This window comes from Pseudoalteromonas sp. US3C1004 (genome assembly GCF_048401065.1).
GTDB classification, from domain to species: Bacteria; Pseudomonadota; Gammaproteobacteria; order Enterobacterales; family Alteromonadaceae; genus Pseudoalteromonas; species Pseudoalteromonas undina.
The window spans coordinates 2095024-2120521 of record NZ_CP183073.1 but is presented as its reverse complement, the minus strand read 5'-3'; the positions used below and the strand labels follow the sequence as shown (position 1 = coordinate 2120521).

Genomic DNA, 25498 nt, shown 5'->3' with positions numbered 1-25498 from the left:
TACCGTTTTCTCAATACTGGCTGTATCAGTTAAGTTTTATCGGTATTTAACATGTCATCATGCTCAGCCATATCCCAAGGTAGTTCGCCTGGGCTGTTACCTAAAAAGTGTAAGTAGTTCTCAAACTGATCAAGAATATCCTTCACAATATCATCTTCATTGTAGCCATAAACATCGTACGACAGACCACCACGACGTAAAAATACATCAGCCTTATAATACATTTCAGTATTGTCGTTATCAGGGCGCAGCTCTGAGTAAGCAAAGCTCGGCATAGGGTGCTCGGTAAGGCGAATATCATAAACAAAATCAACATGCTCATGACGTAATACAGTTAAATGAGCGCGTCCTAAATCAGTATCAAATTCGACCACGGCATGCCATTGTCGAGATTTCAATTCTGCTTGTACGGCTTTCATTGCCTTAACGACTACGCTACCAATAAAAGTATGTACTTTTTCTTTATTGGGGTAATTAACCATAGCCGCTAAACGGCGTTTCCAATGGGATAGATCAATATTACGACTATTGAGTGAATGTGCTTGTAGGCTGGTATCGCGATGGCCTTCAATTCTTAGCGCTCGCCAAAGCCCCGCAGTGGCAATTAGCATAATGATAGCAAAGGGTAAGGCACTGGCAATGGTCATGGTTTGTAGTGCACTTAAACCACCTGCCACTAATAAAACAGCCGCCACAGCGCCTTCAAGCACCGCCCAAAACACCCGCTGCCATGCTGGCGTATTAATATTTCCACCTGAAGCGAGTGAGTCGATTACCAAAGAGCCGGAATCAGACGAGGTAACAAAAAAGGTAACAATTAAAATAACCGTGAGTAGCGAAATAAAAAATGAGAGCGGTAACACTTCAAATAATTGAAATAACGCGACGGCATGATTTGCTTGTACATCACCAATGAGCGTATCAAAGCCTTCATTCATTATTAAATTCAGTGCCGTATCGCCAAACACTGAAAACCATAAAAAGGTAAAAATAGTGGGGACTAACATTACGCCAACAACAAATTGCCTAATAGTTCTACCGCGGCTAATTTTTGCGATAAACATCCCAACAAACGGCGCCCACGCAATCGTCCAGCCAAATATAAATAAAGTCCAGTTCCCAATCCAATCACTGCGACTATAGGCTTGTAAGTTAAAGGTCCGCTCAACAATACCACTAAGATAACTGCCGGTGTTTTGTAAAAACGATTCTAAAATATGAATAGTTGGGCCAATAAAAAATACAAAGGCCATTAATGAAACCGCTAAGGTCATATTCACGATTGATAAACGTTTTACCCCTTTATCCATCCCTGCGATTACAGAGAGCGTTGCTGCGGCGGTAATAATAGCAATCGCGGTAATTTGTACTGTGGTATTAATAGGAATATCGGGCCATAAATAGTGTAGCCCCGCGTTGATTTGAGTCACCGAAAGTCCGAGTGTGGTCGCAATACCAAATAAGGTGCCTAGTATGGCAAATACATCAACGGTATGTCCGATAGGACCATATATTTTATCACCAATTAGTGGATACAAGGCTGAACGAATAGACAGCGGCAGACCATGACGAAAGGCAAAATAAGCCAGCACTAAACCAACAATTCCATAAATAGCCCAAATATGAAATCCCCAATGGAAAAAGGCAATTTGCATTGCTTGCTTAGCGGCATCCACGGTTTCAGCCGCACCCGATGGCGGGGATGCGTAATGCAGTACTGGCTCGGCTACACCAAAATAAAGTAGCGCTACGCCGTAACCGGCAGAAAATAGCATGGCAAACCACTCACCAAAGCTGTATTGCGGCTGTGCATGATCGGGGCCTAGTTTTATATTCCCCCAACTGGAGGCGGCGACACACACGATAAATACCAAGAAAATAGCGACTGATAACATATAAAACCAGCCAAAGGTTTCTGTTATCCACGCAAGGGCAACACTAAATGCCTGACCTGCGAGTTCAGGGTTACTACTTGTACCAATGACCAAGAGTAGAATAATAAATACTGCAGGCAAAAATACAGGTAGCAAAATAGTTGAGCGTAAAGCAGTTTTTGTCATATTAATCCTTAATATTAATTGCTAACTTTCAAGTATGCTTGCCTACCTTATTATATATTCCGTTTATTGGCTAATTCAGTTGCTTGATTTATATACTTTAAAAAGGAGGGTAAAAGTTAATTTATAGGTGTTAGCAAATTGAAAATCATACTTTTTAATCCGGCTGTCAGTGACGAGTAGCCCTGTGTAATTTCATCGGCGTCTAACTCAGCTTAGCTGAACGTTTATAGCTTAAAGCTATAAACCTTTCTCCCAATTGCATTGCTTTACCTGCTCAAACCATGGGCTGGTAAACTCTTTAGCGGTAATGGGCTCAGGTAGGGTTAAAGTAACATCAAGCTTTTTAGCTAGATAATGTGCTACTAGCTGTTTCATTTTATCGCTTTCTAATTGCTCGTAAGCTGCTTGCAGCTGATGTTTATCTTTTTGACTTATGAAATCGCCAGTTAAATTTTTGTAGCCTAATTCAAGCCAAAGTAGCTGTGCTTGTTTAGCTTCGTTGGGAAATGCATGGGTTAAAGTTGCCGTTGGAGTATAGAGACGTTCAAAGTTAAGCTGATGTTCTTGAATTAAAAAGACCATTAATAAATTAAGCCCGGTTGAGATTTGCCCCGCGCGTTTATCAATATTTTGGTTAAGGCTTAATGCACTTCTAAAGTAGCGCTCAGCATCAGTAACATTGCCTTCATCAAGCGCTAAGTAGCCCAAGTTACTTTTTATAAGTGCTGTTATATTAGGAAGCTTTAATTGCGTGGTAAGATCAAGATTATTTAAGTATAAAGCACGCGCTTTAGCAAAGTCATTTTGCGAGCGAGCAACCAGCGCCATACTGTTGGTGAGTGTTAATCGTTGGCGATCGTTGTGCGCATATTTATAAGCACATTTGAATGAGATCTGGGCATCGCTTAAGTATTCAGCATGGCGTAGCCATATTCCCAAGGCACTCATTATGGTGGTCAATTTTTGTTTGAAGTAGTCAGCTTGATGATGCTGAAATATTGCGTCAATCGATTTATAAAGCCGATCGTAATGACTTGTGGGCACGGCTGTTCGGGCATAAAGCAAGTGCCAGCGGATAAATAGCGCAACAGGAGCTGTATTTAGTTCTTTGAGATTTTCAAGAATGATTATTGATTGTGCGGGATTAACAACAAGATAATCTTCGGCTTCGTTAAGTTTAGCTTCAAACGATGTAAAATCATTAGCCATAGCCTGCGTTGAACCAAATAACACCAACCAACCTAAAACGAAAAGGCGCAACAACTTATCCTCGATAATCGAATTATGCGTTTATTCAATATAGATGCAGGTATCTAACAAAGCAACGCGATTAAAGGGTACAGGTTTGTGAGAAGGTATTTTAAAAGCACTAAAAAAGCCCTAAACCTATACAAGCTTAGAGCTTTTTCTGTATGTAATTAAATTTTAGCGAATACACTTAACTTTAATGTGATGTTGGGTTTCGTTTTACTCAACCCAATCTACGTTTAATATTAACCTGCTTAGCGCATACAGCTAAAAACTTACAACTGCTTTTTAATCATCAATTGAGCGAAGCAGAGCGTTAATGCCTACTTTTTCGCGTGTTTGTTGATCAACTTTTTTCACAATAATCGCAGCGTATAAACTATGCGTGCCATCTTTTGAAGGCAGAGCACCTGGAACCACAACAGCACCAGCAGGTACGCGACCATAATGAATTTCACCGGTTTCACGGTCATAAATACGGGTACTTTGGCTAATGTAAACACCCATTGAAATAACCGCACCTTCTTCAACAATAACGCCTTCAACAATTTCTGAACGTGCGCCAATAAAGCAATTGTCTTCAATGATGGTAGGATTTGCTTGTAGCGGCTCTAAAACACCGCCTATGCCCACACCGCCTGATAAGTGTACATTCTTACCAATTTGAGCACATGAACCTACAGTGGCCCATGTATCAACCATAGTGCCTTCATCAACGTAAGCACCAATGTTTACATACGATGGCATTAGTACCACATTTTTCCCTACAAAGCTGCCTTTACGGGCAACGGCGTTGGGTACTACGCGCATGCCGCCTTGTTGAAACTGTTCTGGTGTGTAGTCGCTAAATTTAAGCGGTACTTTGTCGTAAAATTGATTTACGCCATCATTCATTGGCTGGTTTTCACGAATTCTAAATGAAAGTAGTACGGCTTTTTTAAGCCATTGATGAACAACCCATTCGCCAGAAATTTTTTCTGCAACACGCGCTGCGCCACTATCTAATAGCTCAAGTGCATCAATAATTGCTTGTTTAACATCGCTTGATACGGTTGTTGGGCTAATGCTGTCGCGGTTATCCCACGCATTTTCAATCATGGTTTTTAAATCTGACATAGTGTCCTCTTATTCAATTTCGGCGTTGAGTTTTTTACGTAATGCCTGATGAATTTTTGCTTGCTCTTCATCAGTCAGCGATTGATATTCGTTATTAGATACCACAAAGAAATCTTCTGCACGCTCGCCTACCGTGGTAATGCGTGCGGCATGTATGTGGAGTAAGTAAGCTTGAAAAACCTCGGCTATTTTAGTTAACAGTCCAGGTATATCAACCGCTTGAATTTCTATTAAACTACGGTCCTTACGAGGGTGCGGGCGCAGTACAATTTTTGGTTTAATATTAAAGTCTTTAAAGCGTTGTGAACGGCTCTTTTTAAAGCGTATTTTTTTACGTGGATCACTTAATGCTTGCTCTAATCCGCGTTTAATCGATTGCGCACGGCTACTGGCAATTGGGTCTCCGCTTACTTCTAAAATAACAAAGTTGAACAGTACGTAGCCATCTTTGGTGGTCAGTACTTGGGCGTGTTGAATTTGTGCTTTTTTAGAGCCAATAACACTGACTAATCGAGCAAATAGCGCACCTGAATAAGGACTATATGCAAATACTTGGGTGCCGCCATGCATTGCTTTATTTGAGACAATAACACTGGGTAGGCTCAAATCGGTGCATTTTAGTAAATGCTCCGTATGCCACGAAATCTGTTGCTCACTAAAAGCGGTAAAGTAATTGGCTTTAAAGCGGCTCCAAATTAAGTCAATTTGATCTTCATGGTAATGCAAATTAATCAAGCGCTGTTTAGCTTGATGCTTTTTATCTCGAATTTGGTCGCGTTGATCCATAGGATTTTCAAGGCCAAGGCGCAAAGCACGTTGTGTATGCAAGTAAAGCTCGCGTAGTAGAGTGTTTTTCCAGTCATTCCACAAGTTGTCATTAGTGGCGCGTATATCGGCGACGGTTAAACAATAGAGATAATCGAGCTGGCGCTCTGTTTTTACTCGCGATGCAAAATCTTTTATTACGTCTGGGTCGTTTATATCTTTACGCTGCGCCGTTACCGACATGAGTAAGTGGTTACTAACAAGCCAAGAAATTAACTTACCATCTGATGATGCAAAACCATGTAATTTAGAAAAAGCAATGGCATCAACAGCGCCCAGTTCAGAGTGATCGCCCCCACGGCCCTTAGCAATATCGTGGAAAATACCGGCTAAATACAGTAGCTCTGGTTTATCCATACGCGTGACGATTTCGCTGCAAATTGGGAATTCGCTAATCCCGGTTTTATCAAAATACTGATAAATATTATTGATCAGCTTGTGGGTGTGTTCATCAACTGTGTAGGCATGAAACAAATCAAACTGCATTTGCCCAAAAATATTTCGCCACTGCGGTAAATAGGCGGCAATCATGCCGTGTTTGTGCATCAGCGTAAAAGCACGTCCCATGCCATTAGGATGCTTTATGATTCGTAAAAAAGCTTCTCGGCAGGCTGCGTAGTCTTGTAGGTCGCCTAATAAACGGCGACGAACTTGGCGAATAGTGCGAATTGTGCTTGGGTATATATGGGTAATTTCAGGGTGGTCAGCAATATGCTCAAACAACACAAAAAGTTGATCGCGTCTAAAGAATACAGACGGACTTTTTACCCGAATTTGATGGCCAACGCGCTCAAAGTTACGATCAAGCTCTTCAACGGTAGCTTGACTGCTGTCTGGCGAAATACTTTGCTCAAAGTACGAAAGCAACATTTGGTTAAGCTCACGTACTCGGCTCATGATTCTGAATAAACGCTTCATCATGCGCTCAACCGAAGCTTTACCATCGCTACCAAAACCTAAAATTTCTGCAGCTTGGGGTTGATGATCAAACAATAAGCGGTTTTCTGAACGTTCTGCGGCTAAATGCAATGCAAAGCGGATATTCCATAAATTTTCAAGACACTCTAACAGCTCTTGATATTCCTCATGGGTCAGGTAGCCGTGACTAATTAGCTCTTGCAGAGTTTCTGCCCTAAAGTGCTTTTTAGCGACCCAAATAATAGTTTGCAGGTCGCGAAGACCCCCTGGGTTTTCTTTTATATTTGGTTCTAAATTGTAGGCAGTACCGTGGCACTTTCTGTGACGCAAGTTTTGTTCTTGTACTTTTGCGACAAAAAATTCACCTGAGCCCCACACCGGGGTTTCAATAATATGGTTTTTGAGTTTTTCAAACTCAATATGATTGCCAAAAATAAGACGGCTTTCTAATAAGCTGGTGGCAAAGGTAACGTCTTCACGTTTTTGATCTATGGCTTGTTCAATAGTACGAACACTATGACCTATCTCGAGATTAAGATCCCATAACATAGTAACGAATTGGCCGATTTTTTCGCAAATATCATCATTAGGCTGTTTCGTAACAAGTAACAAAAAGTCTATATCAGAGTAGGGATGTAGCTCGCCACGACCATAACCACCTACTGCAATTAAAGCCAAGTCTGGTTCGTGAGCTAAATCATAAACCTGAAAAAGTTTGATTAGCAACCGGTCAATAAATTCTGCACGGGCATTAATTAATTTACCAACAGGTTGTTTTGAGAATTCATTATGCAACCATTTATAGAAATAGGCGGAGCAATCGCGGTAATCGCTTAATTGCTCAGCATCATTGAGCAACTTTTTTACTTTGTTAGGTAATGCCACTTAGGCTGGCTCCTATATATGGACTGCATTGAAATTTATTTTTATAATATATTTGCTGTAAGGGCAATAACTTATGTTATCCCCTTACAGCAAACCGCTTAAGCGATATACGGCAAATCAGTTACTATCGCGATTAAGCGCGCACTTAAAATTAGTGCTCGATAATTCTATCGATTGTATCATCTGATCGTAGAGTTAAAATTTCAACACCATTTTCAGTTACAAGTAAGGTGTGTTCCCACTGAGCTGATAAACTACGGTCTTTTGTTACCACAGTCCAGTCGTCTTTAAGTAATTTACATTGGCGTTTGCCCGCATTTACCATAGGTTCGATGGTTAAACACATACCTGCTTTTAATGTTTCTCCAGTACCTGCTTTACCGTAATGCATTACTTGTGGTTCTTCATGGAACTCGCTGCCGATACCATGGCCGCAGTATTCACGTACGATAGAGTAGTTAAAGCTCTCTGCATATTTTTGAATAGCTGCACCAATATCACCAAGGCGAACACCCGGTTTTACCATTTTAATGGCAAGATAAAGACTTTCTTGAGTAACTTCTGCTAGGCGTTTACCTTGAATATTAGGCGTGCCTACATGAAACATCTTTGATGTGTCACCGTGGTAACCATCTTTGATAACGGTGATGTCAATATTTACACTGTCACCGTCTTTTAATGCTTTGTCGTTCGGAATACCGTGACAAATTACATGATTTACTGAGGTACAAATTGATTTTGGAAAACCATGATAATTAAGAGGAGCAGGAACGGCATCTTGCACATTAACAATATAATCATGACAAATTGTATTTAGCTCATCGGTGGTGATACCTGGTACCACATGTGGTTCGATCATTTCTAGCACATCAGCAGCCAAACGGCCGGCTACACGCATTTTCTCGATTTCTTCAGGGGTCTTAATCACAGCGCTCATTGAGGCTCCAAAGTTGCGTTTTTAGATGATTGTCGTCGCACAATTTTTGCACGAGACGTTGAGTATTTATTTTTAATATGGTATAAAGCGCGCCGTCTTTTTACAAATAAATTCTTAAATGATTTTTTGTATTTAAGGCAAACACAATTTTATTTTAACACACACACGTATCGTCACATACACTTGGGTGCATTTCAGTTTCATTTAACTGCGGTGTTGGTGCTATGGGATATGTGGAGGCCTAACCCTAAACAACTTAGAGGATTTACAAAATGGCAAACGTTTCAATGCGCGATATGCTTCAAGCTGGTGTTCACTTTGGTCACCAAGCACGTTACTGGAACCCAAAGATGAAGCCTTTCATCTTCGGCGCACGTAACCGTGTACATATCATCAACCTTGAGCAAACTGTACCAATGTTCAACACTGCACTTAAGTTTTTATCTGGTGCTGCTGCAAACAAAGGTAAAGTTCTTTTCGTTGGTACTAAGCGCGCAGCAAGCGAAGCAGTAAAAGAAGCTGCTTTACAAAGCGATCAATTCTTCGTTAACCACCGTTGGTTAGGCGGCATGTTGACTAACTGGAAAACAGTTCGTCAATCAATCAAGCGTCTTAAAGACCTTGAAGCTCAAAGCCAAGACGGTACTTTCGAGAAGTTAACTAAGAAAGAAGCGTTAATGCTTACTCGTGAAATGGAAAAGCTTGAAAAGAGCCTTGGTGGTATTAAAAACATGGGTGGCCTTCCAGACGCTATCTTTGTAATCGATGCTGACCACGAGCACATTGCTATCCGTGAAGCTAACAACCTAGGTATCCCAGTTGTTGCAATCGTTGATACTAACTCTAACCCAGACGGTGTTGATTACATCGTACCTGGTAACGATGATGCTATCCGTGCAATCAACCTTTACACTAGTGCTGTTGCAGCTGCGATCACTGAAGGCCGTGAGAGTAACATCGTTGCTCAAGCTGAAAAAGATGACTTCGTAGAAGCTGAGTAATTAGCTGTCATCAAGTCTTCATCTTTTAAAGGTGAAGACTTGCTATTCTTGTGGAGCGGGTAACCCGCTTATCTAAACCTGATTTCAGATTTGAGGATTTACTAATGGCTGTAACTACTGCCCTAGTTAAAGAATTACGCGAGCGTACTGGCGCTGGCATGATGGATTGTAAAAAAGCGTTAACTGAGACTGATGGTGACATCGAGTTAGCGATTGAAAACATGCGTAAGAGCGGTGCTGCAAAGGCTGCTAAAAAAGCAGGTAACATTGCTGCTGAAGGTACTATCATCATCAAGCAAAACGCGGGTGTTGCAGTACTTGTAGAAGTTAACTGTCAAACTGACTTCGTTGCTAAAGATGCAAGCTTCCTAGCATTTGCTAACAAAGTTGCAGATGCTGCTATCGCTGACACTACATCTATCGAAGACTTACAAGCTAAGTTCGAAGAAGATCGTGTTGAGCTAGTAACTAAAATTGGTGAAAACATCAATGTACGTCGTCTTCAGTACATCACTGGTGAACAACTAGTTGAGTACCGTCACGGCGAGCGTATTGGTGTTGTTGTTGCAGGTGTTGCTGATGAAGAAACACTTAAGCACGTTGCAATGCACGTTGCTGCTTCAAACCCAGACTACCTAACGCCAGATGACGTACCTGCTGATGTTGTTGAAAAAGAAAAGCAAGTACAAATCGACATCGCGATGAACGAAGGCAAGCCTGCTGAAATCGCTGAGAAGATGGTTGTTGGTCGTATGAAGAAATTTACTGGTGAGGTTTCTCTTACTGGTCAAGCTTTCATCATGGAACCGAAAAAATCTGTTGGCGAAATTCTTAAAGAGAAAAACGCAACAGTTACTGGCTTTGTACGTATGGAAGTTGGTGCAGGTATCGAGAAGAAAGAAGAAGATTTTGCTGCTGAAGTTGCTGCTCAAATTGCAGCTGCTAAAGGTCAGTAAGACATACTATTTGTGATGCAAAAGGAAAATACATGCAATTAAAGTACTATTTGCTTTTGCGTCACGCTTAGAAATTCTTTAAAATAACCGCGCTTTTATGTTTAACATAAGCGCGGTTATTTTTTATCCATAATTCAATAAAAGTTGGCCCCAAAACTATGACTATCAATCGCAAACCTATTTTTAGACGTGTTCTTCTCAAATTAAGTGGTGAAGCTTTAATGGGAGACGAAGGCTTCGGCATCGACCCTAAAGTTTTAGATCGTATGGCACAAGAAATTAAAGAGCTCGTAGAACTCGACGTAGAAGTGGGTTTAGTTATTGGTGGCGGTAACTTTTTACGCGGTGGCTCATTAGCCGAAGCGGGCATGAATCGCGTTGTTGGTGACCACATGGGGATGCTTGCAACCGTAATGAACGGCCTAGCTATGCGTGATGCGCTACACCGTGCGTTTGTAAATTGTCGCTTAATGTCAGCTATCCCATTAAATGGCGTATGTGATGCCTATAACTGGGCTGAAGCTATTAGCTTGTTGAAAACAGGTCGCGTTGTTATTTTTGCCGCTGGCACAGGTAACCCGTTCTTCACAACTGACTCTGCAGCGTGTTTACGCGGCATTGAGATTGAAGCTGATACGGTAATTAAAGCGACCAAAGTAGACGGTGTATTTAGTGATGATCCGGTGAAAAACCCTGATGCGACACTTTACCGTCACTTAAGCTACAATGAAATTATTGATAAAGAATTAAAAGTAATGGATTTAGCGGCATTTACTCTTGCTCGCGACCATAATATGCCATTGAGCGTATTTAATATGAATAAATCAGGCGCATTAAAACGCGTAATAATGGGTGAAGAAGAAGGAACCCTTATTTCTTCACAAGCCTCAGATGAAGTTAGTAACTAGATTAGGATTAAACCGTGATTAACGATATTCAAAAAGATGCGCAAGAGCGCATGCAAAAAAGTGTAGCAGCACTTGGTAGTCAATTATCTAAAATTCGTACTGGCCGTGCTCATCCTGCAATTTTAGACGGCATTATGGTGTCGTACTACGGCGCTCCAACACCGTTAAACCAAGTTGCAAATGTAACTATTGAAGATTCACGCACACTGGCTATTGGTGTATTTGATAAGTCTTTAGCGCAAGCTGTTGAAAAAGCTATTATGGCTTCTGACCTTGGTTTAAACCCAATGTCTGCAGGCACAGTTATTCGTGTACCTCTTCCTCCATTGACTGAAGAACGTCGTAAAGATTTAATTAAAATCGTACGTGGCGAAGTAGAAGGCGGACGTGTTGCTATTCGTAATATTCGTCGTGATGCAAATGGCGATATTAAAAACTTATTAAAAGATAAAGACATCTCTGAAGACGAAGCACGTCAAGGTGAAGATGCAATTCAAAAAATCACTGATAAGTTTATTAAAGAAATGGATACACAATTAACAGCGAAAGAAGCTGAGTTGATGGAAATCTAATAACTGTTCTAGACCTAGGCAAACAGCTTTAGCTAAATAATTAAGCCGCTTTTCACAAGTATTCGCACTTTACTTTAATTGTGTGATTTTTAAGAGTAACAGAATGTATTTTCTCTTTACTAGTGGCTCGATTATCAGTAAATACAAGGTTGTTAGCTGTATAATTATTTGCTTAAAGTAGATTTATTATCACGGGTACAGGTTAAATTTATTAGTTTTGAAACGCCGTCTGGGGTATACTAGGCGGCGTTTTTTTATGGAATACACAAAATTTATGGTTCTAGACGCTGATACAATTTCACAGCAATGTTTGCCTAAACATGTTGCCATCATCATGGATGGGAACGGGCGTTGGGCACAAGCCAGAAATAGGCCTCGTGTATATGGGCATAAAAAAGGCGTAGATGCAGTTCGTCAATCTGTGCAGTTTTGTACTAAATTAGGGATACAATCGTTAACCTTATTTGCTTTTAGTAGTGAAAACTGGCGCCGCCCTGAAGACGAAGTAAATACATTAATGGAGCTTTTTTTATTTGTACTAAGTAAAGAAGTTAAAAAGCTGCATAAAAATAACGTAAAACTAACCATCATTGGAGATTTATCTCGATTCTCTGAAAGCTTGCGTGCGAAAGTACATACTGCGCAAGAACTAACAGCGAATAACACCGGTCTGCACTTAAATGTAGCGGCAAATTACGGTGGTCGCTGGGATATGACTCATGCTGCTAAGCAGGTTGCTTTACAAGTAGCAAATGGGGAACTTGATCCCGCAGACATTACAGAAGAACATATTGCACAGCATATGAGTATGGCAGATCAGGCACAGCCAGATTTATTGATCCGTACTGGTGGCGATGTCAGAATTAGTAATTTTTTACTTTGGCAGGCAGCCTACGCTGAACTTTATTTTACCAATACACTTTGGCCTGACTTTAACGAAGCTGCTTTTGCAGAGGCCATCGCATGTTACGTTGCCAGAGAGCGACGTTTTGGTTGCACGGGCGAACAAATAAAACAATTACTCGCTCAAACCTAAAATAGATTAAGGGTCATCATTTTGTTAAAACAACGTATTTTAACCTCACTAGTGCTAGCACCATTAGCACTGGCTTTGGTTTTTTACACCCCACTAACGTTATTTAGTTATTTTGCGGGTGCTATTGTATTAATGGGCGCATGGGAATGGTCTGCTTTTATGGGGCTATGCGATAAACTAAAACGCGGTGCGTTTGTATTGTTAGTTGCAGTATTACTCGGTTTACTTAATTTACATTGGCCGATAGAAACTCTATGGCAGAACGGCAAGCTTGTAGGTGATGCCAATTACTTATTTACCTTATCGTTTTCATGGTGGTTAGTTGCAAGTTATTTAGTGTGGCGTTACCCCGCTATGGCTAAAGGCTGGAATGAAGGGCTCGTGATGCGCGGTATTGCAGGTTTACTGACATTGGTACCACTGTGGCTTGCGCTTAACACCCTTCGAAGTGCGCAATATACAGAATCAACACACTATGGTTCTATGCTGATTTTAGTGGTTTTAGGTATTGTATGGAGTGCCGATATTGGCGCTTACTTTACCGGTAAAAGTTTCGGTAAACATAAGTTAATGCCTAAAGTTAGTCCAAATAAAACCATAGAAGGCCTCGCCGGTGGCGTGGTTGCTGCGGTGTTATTTGTATTGGCTTTTTGTTATTACACTAACGTTGATACTTCTGTGTGGCCAATTTATGCAGTAATGACAGCATTTATTGCTTTGTTCTCTGCGGTAGGTGATTTACTCGAGAGTATGTTTAAACGTGAAGCGGGTCTTAAAGATAGCGGCAGTTGCCTACCTGGGCACGGCGGTATTTTAGACCGTATTGATAGCTTAACTGCAGCAGCGCCGATGTTTGTTATTTGCTTTGCCTGGACACTGAGTTTATGAGTGTAGTGCAACAACTGGTTATTTTGGGTGCAACGGGGTCTATAGGTCTTAGCACGTTAGATGTTGTTGCAAGAAATCAACAGCAGTTCAAGGTGTTCGCATTGGCCGCAGGGCAAAATGCAAAGAAAATGGCTGAGTTGTGTCTTGCTCATCAACCTCGGTATGCTGTTATGGCTTCAGAGCAAGCCGCTAAGCAGCTTAGTGAACTTTTAAAAGGCATGTGTAAAACACAAGTAATGCATGGCGAGAAAGCCATGAGTGAGCTTTGTGCGCATGTTGATGTTGATACTGTGATGTCAGCTATTGTTGGTGCAGCTGGGTTACTGCCTACCTTGAGCGCAGTTGAAGCAGGAAAAAAAGTACTGCTGGCAAACAAAGAGTCATTGGTGATGTCGGGTCAGTTGTTTATTGATAAAGTGAAACAACATCAAGCAACTTTATTACCCATCGACAGCGAACATAATGCTATTTTTCAGTGTTTACCTAGTACGTTACAAAACACCCAAGGACAAGCACGGCTTGAGCAGCATGGCGTTAGCAAAATTTTATTAACTGGCTCTGGTGGCCCATTTTTAAACCGTGATATTAATACGCTTGATAGCGTTAGTGTCAGTGAAGCGGTTGCTCACCCTAATTGGTCTATGGGACAAAAAATATCAGTAGACTCAGCCACAATGATGAACAAGGGCTTAGAGTTTATTGAGGCTAAATGGTTATTTAACTGTGATGCCAGCGATATTGATGTGGTGATTCACCCACAAAGTATTATCCACTCTATGGTGCAATACCAAGATGGTTCTATTTTAGCGCAAATGGGAAACCCCGATATGCGCACCCCTATAGCACATGCGCTTGCCTTTCCACAGCGAATTGATGCGGGTGTTAAACCGTTAAATTTTTCTGATATTTGTGATTTTTCGTTCACTAAACCTGACTTTTCTCGTTACCCTAATTTAAAATTAGCAATTGCTGCGTGTGATGCGGGACAGGGTGCAACTACTACGGTGAATGCGGCTAATGAAATGGCTGTAAATGCATTTTTGCAGGGACAAATTAGTTTTACCGATATTTATAAAGTGAATGCGAAAACGTTAGAGGCTGCAAAGTTCACCAATGTGCAAACGCTTGATGAAATTTTAGAATGTGATCGTTTAGCACGTTTGAGCGCAGCGCAGTTTATAACCAAAGTGGTGCATTAAAATGTTCGATTTTTTTTGGAATTTAGGCTCATTTATACTCGCACTCGGAATTTTAGTGACCGTTCACGAATACGGTCATTTTTGGGTGGCTCGTAAGGCGGGCGTTAAGGTACTGCGCTTTTCAATTGGTTTTGGTAAACCTTTATTAAAATGGCACGATAAATACAATACTGAATACGTGATCGCGGCAATCCCACTCGGTGGTTACGTAAAAATGTTAGACGAGCGTGTTGATGAAGTACCCGCAAATCAACGTCATTTATCGTTTAATGCTAAATCTGTTCAAGCGCGAATAGCTATTGTGGCTGCTGGGCCTATGGCGAACTTTTTATTTGCTATTTTTGCTTTAGCGGCCATGTATATGGTGGGTGTGCAAACAATAAAACCGGTTGTAGGTAATGTTGTTGAAGGCAGTAGAGCAGAACAAGCAGGCATTACGTCTACTCAGCAAATAATTAAAATTGGTGATGACGATATTACTAATTGGCAAGATGCGACTTTTTCTTTGATGTCGCACTTGGGTGATAAAAGTGTTGCCGTTACTTTACGTAATGAAAATTATCAACAAACAACGCAAATTCTCAACCTCGATGGTTGGAAGCTTGATCAGCAAGATGTACCGCCATTGAGCTCGTTGGGGATTGTGCCGTTTCGCCCTCAAGCAACACTCACTATCGCGGCGATTACTAAAGACTCTGCTGCTGAACAGGCAAATTTACAGGTTGACGACATTATTTTGGCTGTAAACGGCGAAACAATGAGCAGTTGGCAGCAATTAGTTAATCTTATTACTCAATCGGCTAACAAATCCTTACAATTTAGTGTAAAAAGACAAGATAGTATAAAAACAATAATAGTGACCCCAAACAGCCGAGTTGTCAGTAATGGTGTTGAACAAGGCTTTTTAGGTGTTGCTCCGGTTGTAGAGCAGTGGCCTGATGATTTTGTTGAGACTAGACATTATGGGCCTCTAGATAGTATTGTGCTGGGCACAAAAGAAACATGGCGTTTAATTACGCTGAGTTTTGACATGATAGGTAACTTAATTACTGGTCAAGTATCAGTAAAAAATTTAAGTGGGCCCGTCGGCATTGCAGTCGGTGCCGGCACAAGTGTTAGTTACGGATTAGTCGCATTTTTAAGCTTTTTAGCTTTGATCAGCGTTAATTTGGGAGTATTTAATTTACTTCCTCTGCCAGTGCTTGATGGTGGGCACTTAATGTATTACATAATTGAACTTTTTCGTAAAAAACCAGTCTCTGAAAAGACACAAGAGTTTGGTTTTAAAGTGGGAGCCTTGCTACTCATTTTTCTAACATGTTTCGCTTTGTTCAATGATGTATCGCGCTTGTAGTATTTAAGCGTGGTGACGACAAATTAGAACACGATTGTAAAGCTCGTAACTATTTAGTTTTCGATGCTAAGCGGTAATACAGTTGTAAAGGATAAAGATAATAAAATGGCTATAAAAAAACATTTGGTAGTTTCAAGTTTATTGGGTGCAAGTTTTGCAGCCCTAGGCCAAAACTCCTTTATTGTTGAAGATTTAAAAGTTGAAGGATTGCAACGTGTCGCACTTGGTGCTGCATTAACGCATATTCCTATCAACGTGGGCGACAATGTTGATGAATATACAATTTCAAAAACAATTAAGTCACTTTATCGCTCAGGTCACTTTGACAATATAAAAGCGTTGCGTGATGGCAATAACGTTATTTTTAAAGTAACTGAACGCCCAACAATTAGCTTTATTGAATTTGATGGCAATAAAGACATAAAAGATGAGCAGTTAAACCAGTCGCTTGATCAACAAGATATTCGTCAAGGCGAGCCACTGGATAAAACGGTTATCGATAATATTGAAAAAGGCTTAGTTGAGTTTTTCCATAGCATTGGTAAATACAATGCAAAAGTGGACATAAGTATCACTAAGCTCCCACGTAACCGAGTTAAATTGAGACTCGAGTTTGATGAGGGCGATGCAGCCTCTATTCGTCAAATCAACTTAGTTGGTAATGAACTTTTTTCAAACGAAGAGCTACTTCAGCTTGCAGAGTCGCAACAAGATTTACCTTGGTGGCAGTTTATGGGTAGCGATCGCTATCAAAAACAAACCATTGAAGGCGATTTGGAAAAAATTCGTAGCTTTTATTTAGACCGTGGTTATTTGCGTTTTAATATTGATTCAACTCAAGTATCAGTTAGTCCTGAACGTGAATCGGTTTATGTAACGGCAAATATCACCGAAGGTGTAAAATACAAAGTGAAAGGCTTTGATTTTATCGGTGATTTACTCGGCCGAGAAGAACTAATAAAAAGTGTTATCCCACTTCGTACCGGAGAGTTGTATAACGGCTCGGTGGTGACTTCTTCAGAAGAGTTTATAAAAAGTTACTTAGCTCGTTTTGGATATGCTAACGCTGAAGTACGCACCATTCCAGAAATTGATGACGAAAACCAAGAAGTACAACTAACTTTGTCGGTTGACCCTGGAAAACGTGTTTATGTTCGTCGAATTATTGTAGGTGGTAACCAAAATACAGCTGATGAAGTACTACGTCGTGAAATGACACAGCTTGAAGGTGCATGGCTATCTAACCAAAATCTTGAGCGTTCTAAATTACAAATTCAACGTTTGCCTTATATGGAAACTGTTGACTTTAATGTGGTGCCTGTTCCCGGTGTGGATGACCAAGTAGATGTTGATTTTACTGTTAAAGAGCAATCTGCGGGTAGCTTTAATGCCGGCCTTGCTTATGGTTCGTACCTAGGTCTGCAATTTAATATTGGTGTAACTGAATCTAACTTTTTAGGCACAGGTAACCAAATTGGCTTTAACATTAATACCTCGCGTGGCTCTGAGCGTGTCAGTGTGTCGTACACAGACCCTTACTTTACGCCAGATGGCGTATCGCAAGGCAGCAGCATTTTTTACAGTAACTACGATGCTAGCCAGTTTAGCTTAATTGACTATAAGTCAAAAAGTTATGGCCTTGGGACTAACATTGGTTTTCCAATTGATGCTATAAATCGTATTAACTTTGGGGCTCGTTGGATAGAAGAAGAACTATCAGATATCGCTGAATATGAGCAAACACGTGTATTACGTGAAACCTTCCTCGATCCAGAGAACCCTGATGCGGGCTTTGAGTTTACCAAGTATGAGTTAAGTGTAGGTTGGTCGCGTGTAACGGTGAACCGTGGTTTGTTCCCAACAGCTGGCTCAAGACAAACATTGAACTTAACAGCTACAACGCCGAATTCAGATTTAAAATACTTTAAATTAAATTACGATTCACGTTTTTACTGGCCGATTTCAAACGACCATCGTTGGGTGTTCTCAACGCGTGCGGCATTAGGTTACGGTAATGGTTATGGCTCTACTAATGGGTATGAGCAGACGCTTCCATTCCAAGAGTATTTCCGTATTACAGAAATGGAACTACGTGGCTTTGATAGAAATACTATCTTACCGCGTGCAGTATCACGAATACCACAATCTATACCAGGCACGCCATCAGGTGATGGTACAACCACAGGTAATATTGGTGGAGCATCTGAGTTTGATGTATTGCAACCTCAAGGCCGTATAGGTGGTAACGCGAAAGCCGTTGCAGGTATGGAGCTTATTGTTCCTACACCGTTCTTAGATGAAGAAAATACCAGTTCGGTACGTACTAGTTTCTTTGTTGATGCTGCCAACGTTTGGGATACCGAGTTTAACGTTGATCGTTATCAAAACTTAGGTATTGATGAGCGTGCAAAATTAGATGACTACTCAGACCCAATGCGCTTTAGGGTTGCAACCGGTTTATCATTACAATGGATCTCACCTATGGGTCCTATGCTGATCAGCTTTGCGTATCCGTTGCAAAAAGAAGAAGATGACGATACCAAGACCATCAGTTTTAATATTAGTAACACTTTCTAAAGGAGTTTTTTGTGAAAAAATTATTCAAATCAACAGCAGTTGCCGTTTTAGCTACACTTATGATGGGTACATCAGTTAATGCTTTTGCTCATAAAGTGGGTATTGTAGATATGCAAGAAATCTACAAGCAGCTTCCACAAATGGCTAAAATCGAACAGTCTTTACAAACTGAATTTGCTGAGCGCCGTCAAGAGCTTGAAAAGTTACAGGGCGATATTCGCTTTGAAGCTGAAAAGTTTAAGCGTGAAAGCACCACAATGAGTCAAGACCAAAAAGACGCATTACGTGATAAAATCCAGGGTATGCAAAAAAACCTTGCTGAAAAGGGCCGTCCGTTAGAGCAAGAAATTAAAGCACGTCAAAATCAGGAGTTGGCTAAAGTTCAGACTTTAATCATTGAAACTATCCAAGAGATTGCTAAAAAAGGTGATTTTGACGAAGTTAAAGTAAAAGACACAACTATTTACTTTAATCCTAAAGAAGTAACTGATCTTTCTGAAAAAGTAGTAACAGCTGTAAGTAAGAAATAATTAATCTATGCAAAATTATACGCTTTCGCAAATTGCGGAACTTCTAGGCGCCGAGCTTCAAGGTGATGGCGCTTTAGAAATTAAAAAAATAGCGACACTTGCAAATGCCCATACTGGGCATATTGCATTTTTAGCGAACAAGAAATATCGATCTCAGCTTGAGACAACAAAGGCCAGTGCGGTGATACTCAGCCCTGACGATGCGCCTTACTTTTCAGGCAATAAAATCATCGTTGCCAATCCTTATGTTTGTTATGCCAAACTCGCTCAGTTTATGGATACTACACCTCGTAGTGCAAATAGTGGTATACACCCGAGTGCGGTAATACATGCCAGTGCACAAGTGAGCAAAAGTGCAGCCATTGGTGCTAATGTTGTAATTGAAGCTGATGCTGTAATTGGTGATAACGTACAAATTGGTCCGAACAGTTTTATTGGTGAACGTGCTAAAATAGGCTCAGGCACCAAACTTTGGCCAAGTGTGAGCATTTATCATGATGTTGAGATTGGCGCAGATTGTTTATTGCAAGCTAACACTGTCATTGGTAGTGATGGCTTTGGCTATGCAAATGAACGTGGTCAGTGGCTTAAAATTCCACAATTAGGCTCTGTGATCATTGGCGATAAAGTAGAAATTGGCGCAAGTACCACGATAGATCGTGGTGCGCTTGATGATACTATTATCCACAGTAACGTTATTATTGATAACCAGTGTCAAATAGCACACAACGTTGAAGTTAACTCAGGCACCGCTATTGCCGGTTGTACTGTACTTGCAGGCAGTGTCACCATAGGTAAAAATTGCCAGATTGGCGGCATGAGCGCAATTAACGGTCACATGTCTGTGTGTGATGGTGTTATAATTACCGGCATGAGTATGGTGACCAAATCAATCACCGAACCAGGTATTTACTCATCTGGTATGCCTCATACGACTAACAAAGAATGGCGAAAATCAATTGCTCATTTGCGCAACCTTTCAGACATGAAATCACGTCTAAAAGCGCTTGAAGCATTGAACAAGTCATGAACGTTGAACACTAAAAAGGATGCTATTTTGGCAAACGAATTAAATAGCCTTGATATTCAAGAAATTTTAAGTTTATTACCGCACCGTTACCCGATGCTACTAATTGATCGTGTAATCGATTTCACCCCAGGTGAATCATTGCATGCAATTAAAAATGTATCGATTAATGAACCTATTTTCACTGGCCACTTCCCAAATCAGCCGATTTTTCCTGGTGTGCTAATATTAGAGTCAATGGCGCAAGCAACGGGTCTATTAGGGTTTAAAACGGTTGAAAATCGTAGCGAAAACGAACTTTACCTATTTGCAGCTGTAGACAACGCGCGTTTTAAGCAGCCAGTTGTGCCAGGTGATACCATGCATCTTCATGTTAAGTTTTTAAAAGAGCGTCGTAACATATGGAAATTTGCGGCTGAAGCTAAAGTTGACGGCAAAACAGTGTGTAGCGCCGAAATCATGTGTGCTAGAAGAGAGTTTTAATTGTGATCCATGCTACGGCAATAATCGAACCGGGTGCAAAACTTGGTAACAATGTGTCAGTTGGACCATATAGTTACATCGGTAATGATGTTGTTATTGGTGATGACTGCATTATTGAGTCTCACGTTGTTGTTAAAGGGCCTGCTACTATTGGCTCTGGTAACCATATTTTTCAGTTTGCCTCTGTGGGCGAAGCTTGCCAAGACAAAAAATATAACAACGAACCAACCAGTTTAATTATTGGCGACAATAATGTGATTCGTGAATGTGCGACTATCCACCGCGGTACAATTCAAGATGAAGGTGTTACCAAAATAGGCAGCAATAACTTATTTATGGCTTACACCCACGTTGCACACGATGCGGTAATTGGCGATAACGTTATTTTTGCAAATAATGCCAGTGTAGCGGGTCACGTTCATGTTGGTGATTGGGTTATTTTAGCGGGTAACTCAGGTGTTCATCAATTTTGTAAAATTGGTGCGCATGCATTTGTTGGTATGTATTCGGGGGTAAACAAAGACGTACCTCCATTTGTTACCACCATTGGTATGCCAGCAGGCCCTGCAGCAATCAATACTGAAGGCATGAAACGCCGTGGTTTTGAAAGTGATGAAATCATGGCAGTACGCCGCGCTTATAAAGCGTTTTACCGCAAGAGCTTAGGTGTTGATGAAGCGATTGAATTACTTGCTGAAGATGCTGCAAAGTTTCCAGCAGTGCAATTGATGATTGATTTCGTTAAAAGCTCAGAACGCGGTATTGTGCGTTAAAAAATAGCATTTTTAACAAATTAAAAAACCACCTTTGAGTAATCAAGGTGGTTTTTTATTAGCTGATTAATAATTCAGTCTCTACTCAGTATCGTCCTATTACACTCCCTCTACATTTTTCAATAAAGTATAAAGAATGAAACTAATAAAGTTAGTATTGCTTTCAGTACTGTCGGTGATTTTGGCCGCCTGTAGTACTGCGCCAGGTAATATAAATAATCAACAACGTGATGTTGCAGAGCAAGGTAAAGCATCATTTTATGCTGATAAGTACCACGGCCGACTTACTGCCAGTGGCGAGCGATTTAGTCAACAAGCGGCAACAGCTGCTCACTTAAAGCTCCCGTTTGGTACACGAGTAAACGTTACTAATATTGCTAATAATAAGTCAGTGGTGGTCAGAATTAACGACAGGGGTCCTTATATTCGGGGGCGAATTATAGATTTATCTAAGGCGATGTTTAAAAAAATAGCCGACCCTAAAGTCGGCGTTATTGATGTATCGGTCACCGTTATTGATAATAAGTAATACTGCTAAGGACTAAAAGCGGGTCGTTAACGCCACATAGTCAGGGTGTTCATTGAGCAGTTGTTGATGTGAACCTTGAGCGATGATTTGTCCGCTATCTAACCAGATGACACTATCCATTTGCGATAATAACGCTGGATCATGAGTAATTGTTAAAACACTGGCATGCTCTTTCAGCTGTAAAACACTGTTCATAACAGCTTGTTTAGAGATATTATCGAGCCCTTCAGTCGGTTCATCGAGTACTAAAATGGCGGGTTTTTGCAGCAGGGCCTGTGCCAAGGCTATACGTCTTGATTGACCTTGAGACACATTTCGCCCGCCGGTACCTAAACGGGTTTTCAGCCCTTGTTTGAGCTCAGAGAACCAACCACCAAGTTCTGCCTGTGTTAATGCTGCTATCATTTGTTGCGAGGTTGCATCGGGAGCTGCATAAGCAAGGTTTTCGCTTAATGTGCCATCAAAAATATGATGCTGCTGAGCTAAAATATTTAATGTCTTTGCACGACTCTCATTATTTAAATCATGCAGGCTTATGATTTCTTTGTCGCTTTGTAAGTTTATTGTTCCTTGCTGCAGTGGCCATAAACTACTGAGCAAATTCACTAAGGTAGTTTTACCACTGCCGCTTCTACCAACAATAGCCACTTTTTGCTTCGCGGGGAGCTCAAAACTCACATTATTTAATGCCTGCTTTTGGCCATAGTGATAGCTGACATTATTTAACGACAAAGCCCAGTGCTTATTTAATAGCTCAATATCTGTGGTTGATACATTGTTTGTGCTAAGCGTTTTGTCTTCAAGAATAAAGAGTCGCTCAGCTGCTTTTAGTACATTAGGAAGCTCAATAAAGGCGTTAGGCAGTAACAATACGCTTTCAAAACTGGCAAGCACAAACAGGCTCAACATCGCCAGCTCTACATTGACCATAGCACCGCTAAACACTAGCGGCACAATAGTAACAATGCTGGAAAGCATAGCTAATTGCACTATGAGTAAGCTTAAGCCATCAGCGTTGCCAAGAGCCTTATGACGAATAAATAATTGCTGATTATACTGCTCACTTAACAGATCACACTTAGTGAGTTGTTGGTTTCGAGCTTGATAAATATTTAGTTCTCTAAGGCCCGTAAGAGTGTCTGACAGCTCTGCTCTAAGTTGTGCACTAAGTAAGGTTTCTTGGTGACTATTTTTATCTAATTGCTTACTTAATATTGCCGGTATAATCACCCCAATAATAATAATCCCAACAAAAAAAATAAGGGCGACATTTACATTGTAGGCTGACATAAACAGCATAATAATAGGCACAGTCAGCAAAGCTACTAACATCGGCAGCAACACATTTAAATAAAACTTATCTAATGCGTCTACATCGTTTTGTAAGCGATTAACTAAATCGGCACTGCGGCTCATAGCTAAATCAAGGTTATTAAGCTTGCTGAGTGTGGCGAACATGTTTACTCGTATTTCACTTAACAATAAAAATGTGGCGTTGTGAGTAACTAAGCGTTCAGCGTAACGTGAGGCGGTGCGCACAATCGCTAAAAAGCGGATGGTGCCAGCTGGGGTAAAGTAGTTCATATGGACGCCGGCAATTCCTGCGGCTGCCATAGAAGCTAAAAACCAGCCTGAAATAGCGAGTAAGCCTACATTAGCTAGCACCGTGAGTGACGCTAGAAACGTCCCTAAAAGCATCGCTTTATAATGAGGGCGGCACAATTTGAGTAAACGAATAAAATTAGCCATTAGTTACCCCTTGTTTTGCTGTTTTTAGCAGCTTTGCAAATTCGCCAGATTGCTGGCTGAGCGCTTTAAAATCGCCTTGTTGAACGATGCAGCCGTTTTCCATAACGATAAGTTGCTTAGCATTTTTTACTGTATTTAAGCGATGTGCGATGGTGATCACCAAGTGGTTTTTTGCATACTCAGCAATAGCGTTTTGAATGAGTTGCTCGGTTTGACTATCTAAATGAGCGGTTGGCTCATCGAGCATTAGAATAGGGGCGTGTTTTAAAAATGCACGAGCTAATGCTATACGCTGTTTTTGCCCGCCAGATAGCCCTTCACCTTGCTCACCTATTAAGGTGTTAAAGCCATCGGGTAGCTCGTTAATAAATTCCAGCGCACCTGCTTGCTCTGCAGCATGTACAAGTGCTTCATATGAAGCGTCTGGGTTACCTAATTTTATGTTGGCGGCTAGGGTGTCGTAAAATAAGGTTGGCTTTTGTGGGATCCATGCAATGTTTTGTTGTAATTGGCTTATATCCGCGGTTGTCAATGGTTGTTGGTCAATGGATATATGTTGTATTACTTCTGGGTGAAAACCAAGCATGCAATCAAGTAGGGTGCTCTTACCTGAGCCGCTAGCTCCGACAATGGCTACTAGTCCTGTGCTTGGCAGGGTTAAATTAATATTATTTATTCCCTCATTGCTATTAGGGTAACTAAAGTTGAGCTCATGGATGCTTATAGTTCTACTAGCATTAACATTGATCTTTGCTGTGTGGCTATCATCATTTTCGGGCAGTGGTGCATTTAAAATAATCAACATATCTGCAGCAGCACTAATTCCCTGCAGGCGTGCATGGTAATGGCTGCCTAATTGGCGAAGGGGTAAATAAAATTCAGGTGCTAGTAACAGCACTACAAAGCCAGTAGCAAAATCTAGGGTGCCAAAAAATAATCTAAAGCCAATAATTACCGCTACCAGTGCCACACTAATTGTGGCTAAAAACTCCAGAGCAAAAGAGGATAAAAAAGCAATTTTTAACACGTTTAGCGTTGCGTGTCTAAAGTCATCGGAAATACGCGCGATTTGTTTGAGTTCTTTGCGTGTGGCATTAAATAGTTTTAGTTGAGTAAGCCCTTGTACGCGGTCAAAAAAATAGTTTCCTAGTACTGCCAGTTGTTGCCAACGTTTTTGATTAAGTGCCTCGGCTTTGTGGCCAACTAGAATCATAAAAAAGGGAATAAGTGGCGCGGTTAATAAAAATATTAATCCTGCTTTGTAATCGGTCGGAAATATAACCACTAATATTGCAATAGGAATAAGGGCACTGTAGGCAACCCCAGGTAAGTACTTTGCATAGTAGTCATGGAGTGCTTCTACGCCATTGTGCAGCGTGTTGAGCGTTGCACCTTGGCCATGTTGCTCTATATAACTTGGGCCGAGTTGTGTGAGTTTATCGAGTAAGGTTTGGCGAATAGCCGATTTAATTTTAAGCGTAGCAAATGCGCTTAATCGCTCGCTGAGTGCTAAGAAAATGGCACGCAGTAAAATAATACCCGCTAAAGGCCATAAATAGTGGGTTACTTGGGCTAAACTATGCCCTTCAAACATCACCTCATGAATGGTTTGCGCGAGTAAGTAAGCTCCTGCAATCATTAAAATTGCATTAACTGTTCCAAGTGCAATGCTTAGCTTTAACCACATTGCCGCCGGTTTACTCTGCTGCTTTAAAAAAGCGCGCAGGGGTTGTTGCTGCGCGCGATTTGGTCGGGGATTAGTCGTCATTGTGATTTGTATTATGCTCGTTTAATAAATCATGGGTGGCTTGTTCATCATCAGCAATGCTGTTTTTATTTTGATGAAATTCATACCACATCACGTTTATAACGCCTAAGGTACAAGCAAGCAGTACACCTAAAATCCACGCGAAATACCACATAATTT

The 25498-nt window shown here is 40.9% G+C and carries 22 protein-coding genes; 14 read left to right on the top strand and 8 right to left on the bottom strand.

From position 1 onward, the window contains the following. Positions 1-29: 29 nt before the first annotated feature. The 5 genes from ACNSN3_RS09895 to map all read right to left on the bottom strand — a co-directional run bounded on the left by ACNSN3_RS09895 (position 30) and on the right by map (position 7989). Complete coding sequence (locus tag ACNSN3_RS09895; RefSeq protein ID WP_418607216.1) at positions 30-2060, bottom strand: BCCT family transporter; 2031 nt, start codon at positions 2058-2060, stop codon at positions 30-32. A gap of 237 nt (positions 2061-2297) precedes the next feature. After that, positions 2298-3320 (bottom strand): tetratricopeptide repeat protein, encoded by a 1023-nt coding sequence (locus tag ACNSN3_RS09890; protein ID WP_418607214.1) that lies wholly within the window; start codon positions 3318-3320, stop codon positions 2298-2300. Between the two features lie 276 nt (positions 3321-3596). Continuing rightward, the gene (dapD, locus tag ACNSN3_RS09885; protein WP_010388107.1) at positions 3597-4424 is read right to left on the bottom strand and encodes a 2,3,4,5-tetrahydropyridine-2,6-dicarboxylate N-succinyltransferase; all 828 of its coding nucleotides are present in this window, start codon (positions 4422-4424) and stop codon (positions 3597-3599) included. 9 nt (positions 4425-4433) lie between these two features. Continuing rightward, on the bottom strand, positions 4434-7052 hold the full coding sequence (gene glnD, locus ACNSN3_RS09880; protein ID WP_010388109.1) for a [protein-PII] uridylyltransferase: 2619 nt from the start codon (positions 7050-7052) through the stop codon (positions 4434-4436). A 151-nt stretch (positions 7053-7203) separates the two neighbouring features. Next, on the bottom strand, positions 7204-7989 hold the full coding sequence (gene map, locus ACNSN3_RS09875; RefSeq protein WP_054202413.1) for a type I methionyl aminopeptidase: 786 nt from the start codon (positions 7987-7989) through the stop codon (positions 7204-7206). A gap of 272 nt (positions 7990-8261) precedes the next feature. On the opposite strand from map, the gene rpsB reads away from it, so the two are divergent. The 14 genes from rpsB to ACNSN3_RS09805 all read left to right on the top strand — a co-directional run bounded on the left by rpsB (position 8262) and on the right by ACNSN3_RS09805 (position 21822). Further along, complete coding sequence (gene rpsB / locus ACNSN3_RS09870) at positions 8262-8990, top strand: 30S ribosomal protein S2 (RefSeq protein WP_008110990.1); 729 nt, start codon at positions 8262-8264, stop codon at positions 8988-8990. Between the two features lie 104 nt (positions 8991-9094). Continuing rightward, positions 9095-9946 (top strand): translation elongation factor Ts, encoded by an 852-nt coding sequence (tsf, locus tag ACNSN3_RS09865; protein WP_010388114.1) that lies wholly within the window; start codon positions 9095-9097, stop codon positions 9944-9946. A gap of 158 nt (positions 9947-10104) precedes the next feature. Beyond that, complete coding sequence (pyrH, locus tag ACNSN3_RS09860) at positions 10105-10854, top strand: UMP kinase (RefSeq protein ID WP_016899281.1); 750 nt, start codon at positions 10105-10107, stop codon at positions 10852-10854. Positions 10855-10904: 50 nt separating this feature from the next. Further along, positions 10905-11426: a ribosome recycling factor gene (gene frr / locus ACNSN3_RS09855; protein ID WP_218651693.1), complete on the top strand. Its 522-nt coding sequence runs from the start codon at positions 10905-10907 to the stop codon at positions 11424-11426. Between the two features lie 256 nt (positions 11427-11682). Continuing rightward, complete coding sequence (locus ACNSN3_RS09850; RefSeq protein ID WP_010388117.1) at positions 11683-12462, top strand: isoprenyl transferase; 780 nt, start codon at positions 11683-11685, stop codon at positions 12460-12462. 21 nt (positions 12463-12483) lie between these two features. Then, a complete protein-coding gene (locus ACNSN3_RS09845) occupies positions 12484-13350 on the top strand; it encodes a phosphatidate cytidylyltransferase (RefSeq protein WP_054202414.1) in 867 nt (288 codons plus the stop codon). After that, complete coding sequence (gene ispC / locus ACNSN3_RS09840) at positions 13347-14549, top strand: 1-deoxy-D-xylulose-5-phosphate reductoisomerase (protein ID WP_041709713.1); 1203 nt, start codon at positions 13347-13349, stop codon at positions 14547-14549. The genes ACNSN3_RS09845 and ispC overlap by 4 nt, the downstream gene beginning before the upstream one ends. 1 nt (position 14550) lies before the next feature. After that, positions 14551-15903 (top strand): sigma E protease regulator RseP, encoded by a 1353-nt coding sequence (gene rseP / locus ACNSN3_RS09835; protein ID WP_054202415.1) that lies wholly within the window; start codon positions 14551-14553, stop codon positions 15901-15903. Between the two features lie 105 nt (positions 15904-16008). Beyond that, positions 16009-18480 carry an outer membrane protein assembly factor BamA gene (bamA, locus tag ACNSN3_RS09830; protein WP_054202493.1) on the top strand — a complete coding sequence of 824 codons (2472 nt, stop codon included), beginning with the start codon at positions 16009-16011 and terminating at the stop codon, positions 18478-18480. 11 nt (positions 18481-18491) lie between these two features. Continuing rightward, the gene (locus tag ACNSN3_RS09825; RefSeq protein ID WP_010388129.1) at positions 18492-19010 is read left to right on the top strand and encodes an OmpH family outer membrane protein; all 519 of its coding nucleotides are present in this window, start codon (positions 18492-18494) and stop codon (positions 19008-19010) included. A gap of 7 nt (positions 19011-19017) precedes the next feature. Beyond that, a complete protein-coding gene (gene lpxD, locus ACNSN3_RS09820; protein ID WP_418607208.1) occupies positions 19018-20040 on the top strand; it encodes a UDP-3-O-(3-hydroxymyristoyl)glucosamine N-acyltransferase in 1023 nt (340 codons plus the stop codon). Between the two features lie 27 nt (positions 20041-20067). After that, positions 20068-20520, top strand: coding sequence for a 3-hydroxyacyl-ACP dehydratase FabZ (fabZ, locus tag ACNSN3_RS09815; protein ID WP_008110974.1), 453 nt, complete (start codon positions 20068-20070; stop codon positions 20518-20520). Positions 20521-20522: 2 nt separating this feature from the next. Next, a complete protein-coding gene (gene lpxA, locus ACNSN3_RS09810) occupies positions 20523-21293 on the top strand; it encodes an acyl-ACP--UDP-N-acetylglucosamine O-acyltransferase (protein ID WP_008110972.1) in 771 nt (256 codons plus the stop codon). Between the two features lie 136 nt (positions 21294-21429). Next, complete coding sequence (locus tag ACNSN3_RS09805; protein WP_138622692.1) at positions 21430-21822, top strand: septal ring lytic transglycosylase RlpA family protein; 393 nt, start codon at positions 21430-21432, stop codon at positions 21820-21822. Between the two features lie 12 nt (positions 21823-21834). On the opposite strand, the gene cydC is transcribed toward ACNSN3_RS09805, so the two are convergent. The 3 genes from cydC to cydX are packed head-to-tail and all read right to left on the bottom strand — an operon-like array spanning position 21835 to position 25493. Further along, entirely contained in the window at positions 21835-23571 is a 1737-nt protein-coding gene (gene cydC, locus ACNSN3_RS09800) for a thiol reductant ABC exporter subunit CydC (RefSeq protein ID WP_418607205.1), read from the bottom strand. Continuing rightward, entirely contained in the window at positions 23564-25339 is a 1776-nt protein-coding gene (cydD, locus tag ACNSN3_RS09795; protein WP_418607203.1) for a thiol reductant ABC exporter subunit CydD, read from the bottom strand. Before cydD ends, cydC begins: the two co-directional genes overlap by 8 nt. Continuing rightward, positions 25329-25493 (bottom strand): cytochrome bd-I oxidase subunit CydX, encoded by a 165-nt coding sequence (gene cydX / locus ACNSN3_RS09790; protein WP_008110965.1) that lies wholly within the window; start codon positions 25491-25493, stop codon positions 25329-25331. The genes cydD and cydX overlap by 11 nt, the downstream gene beginning before the upstream one ends. Between the last annotated feature and the right edge of the window lie 5 nt (positions 25494-25498).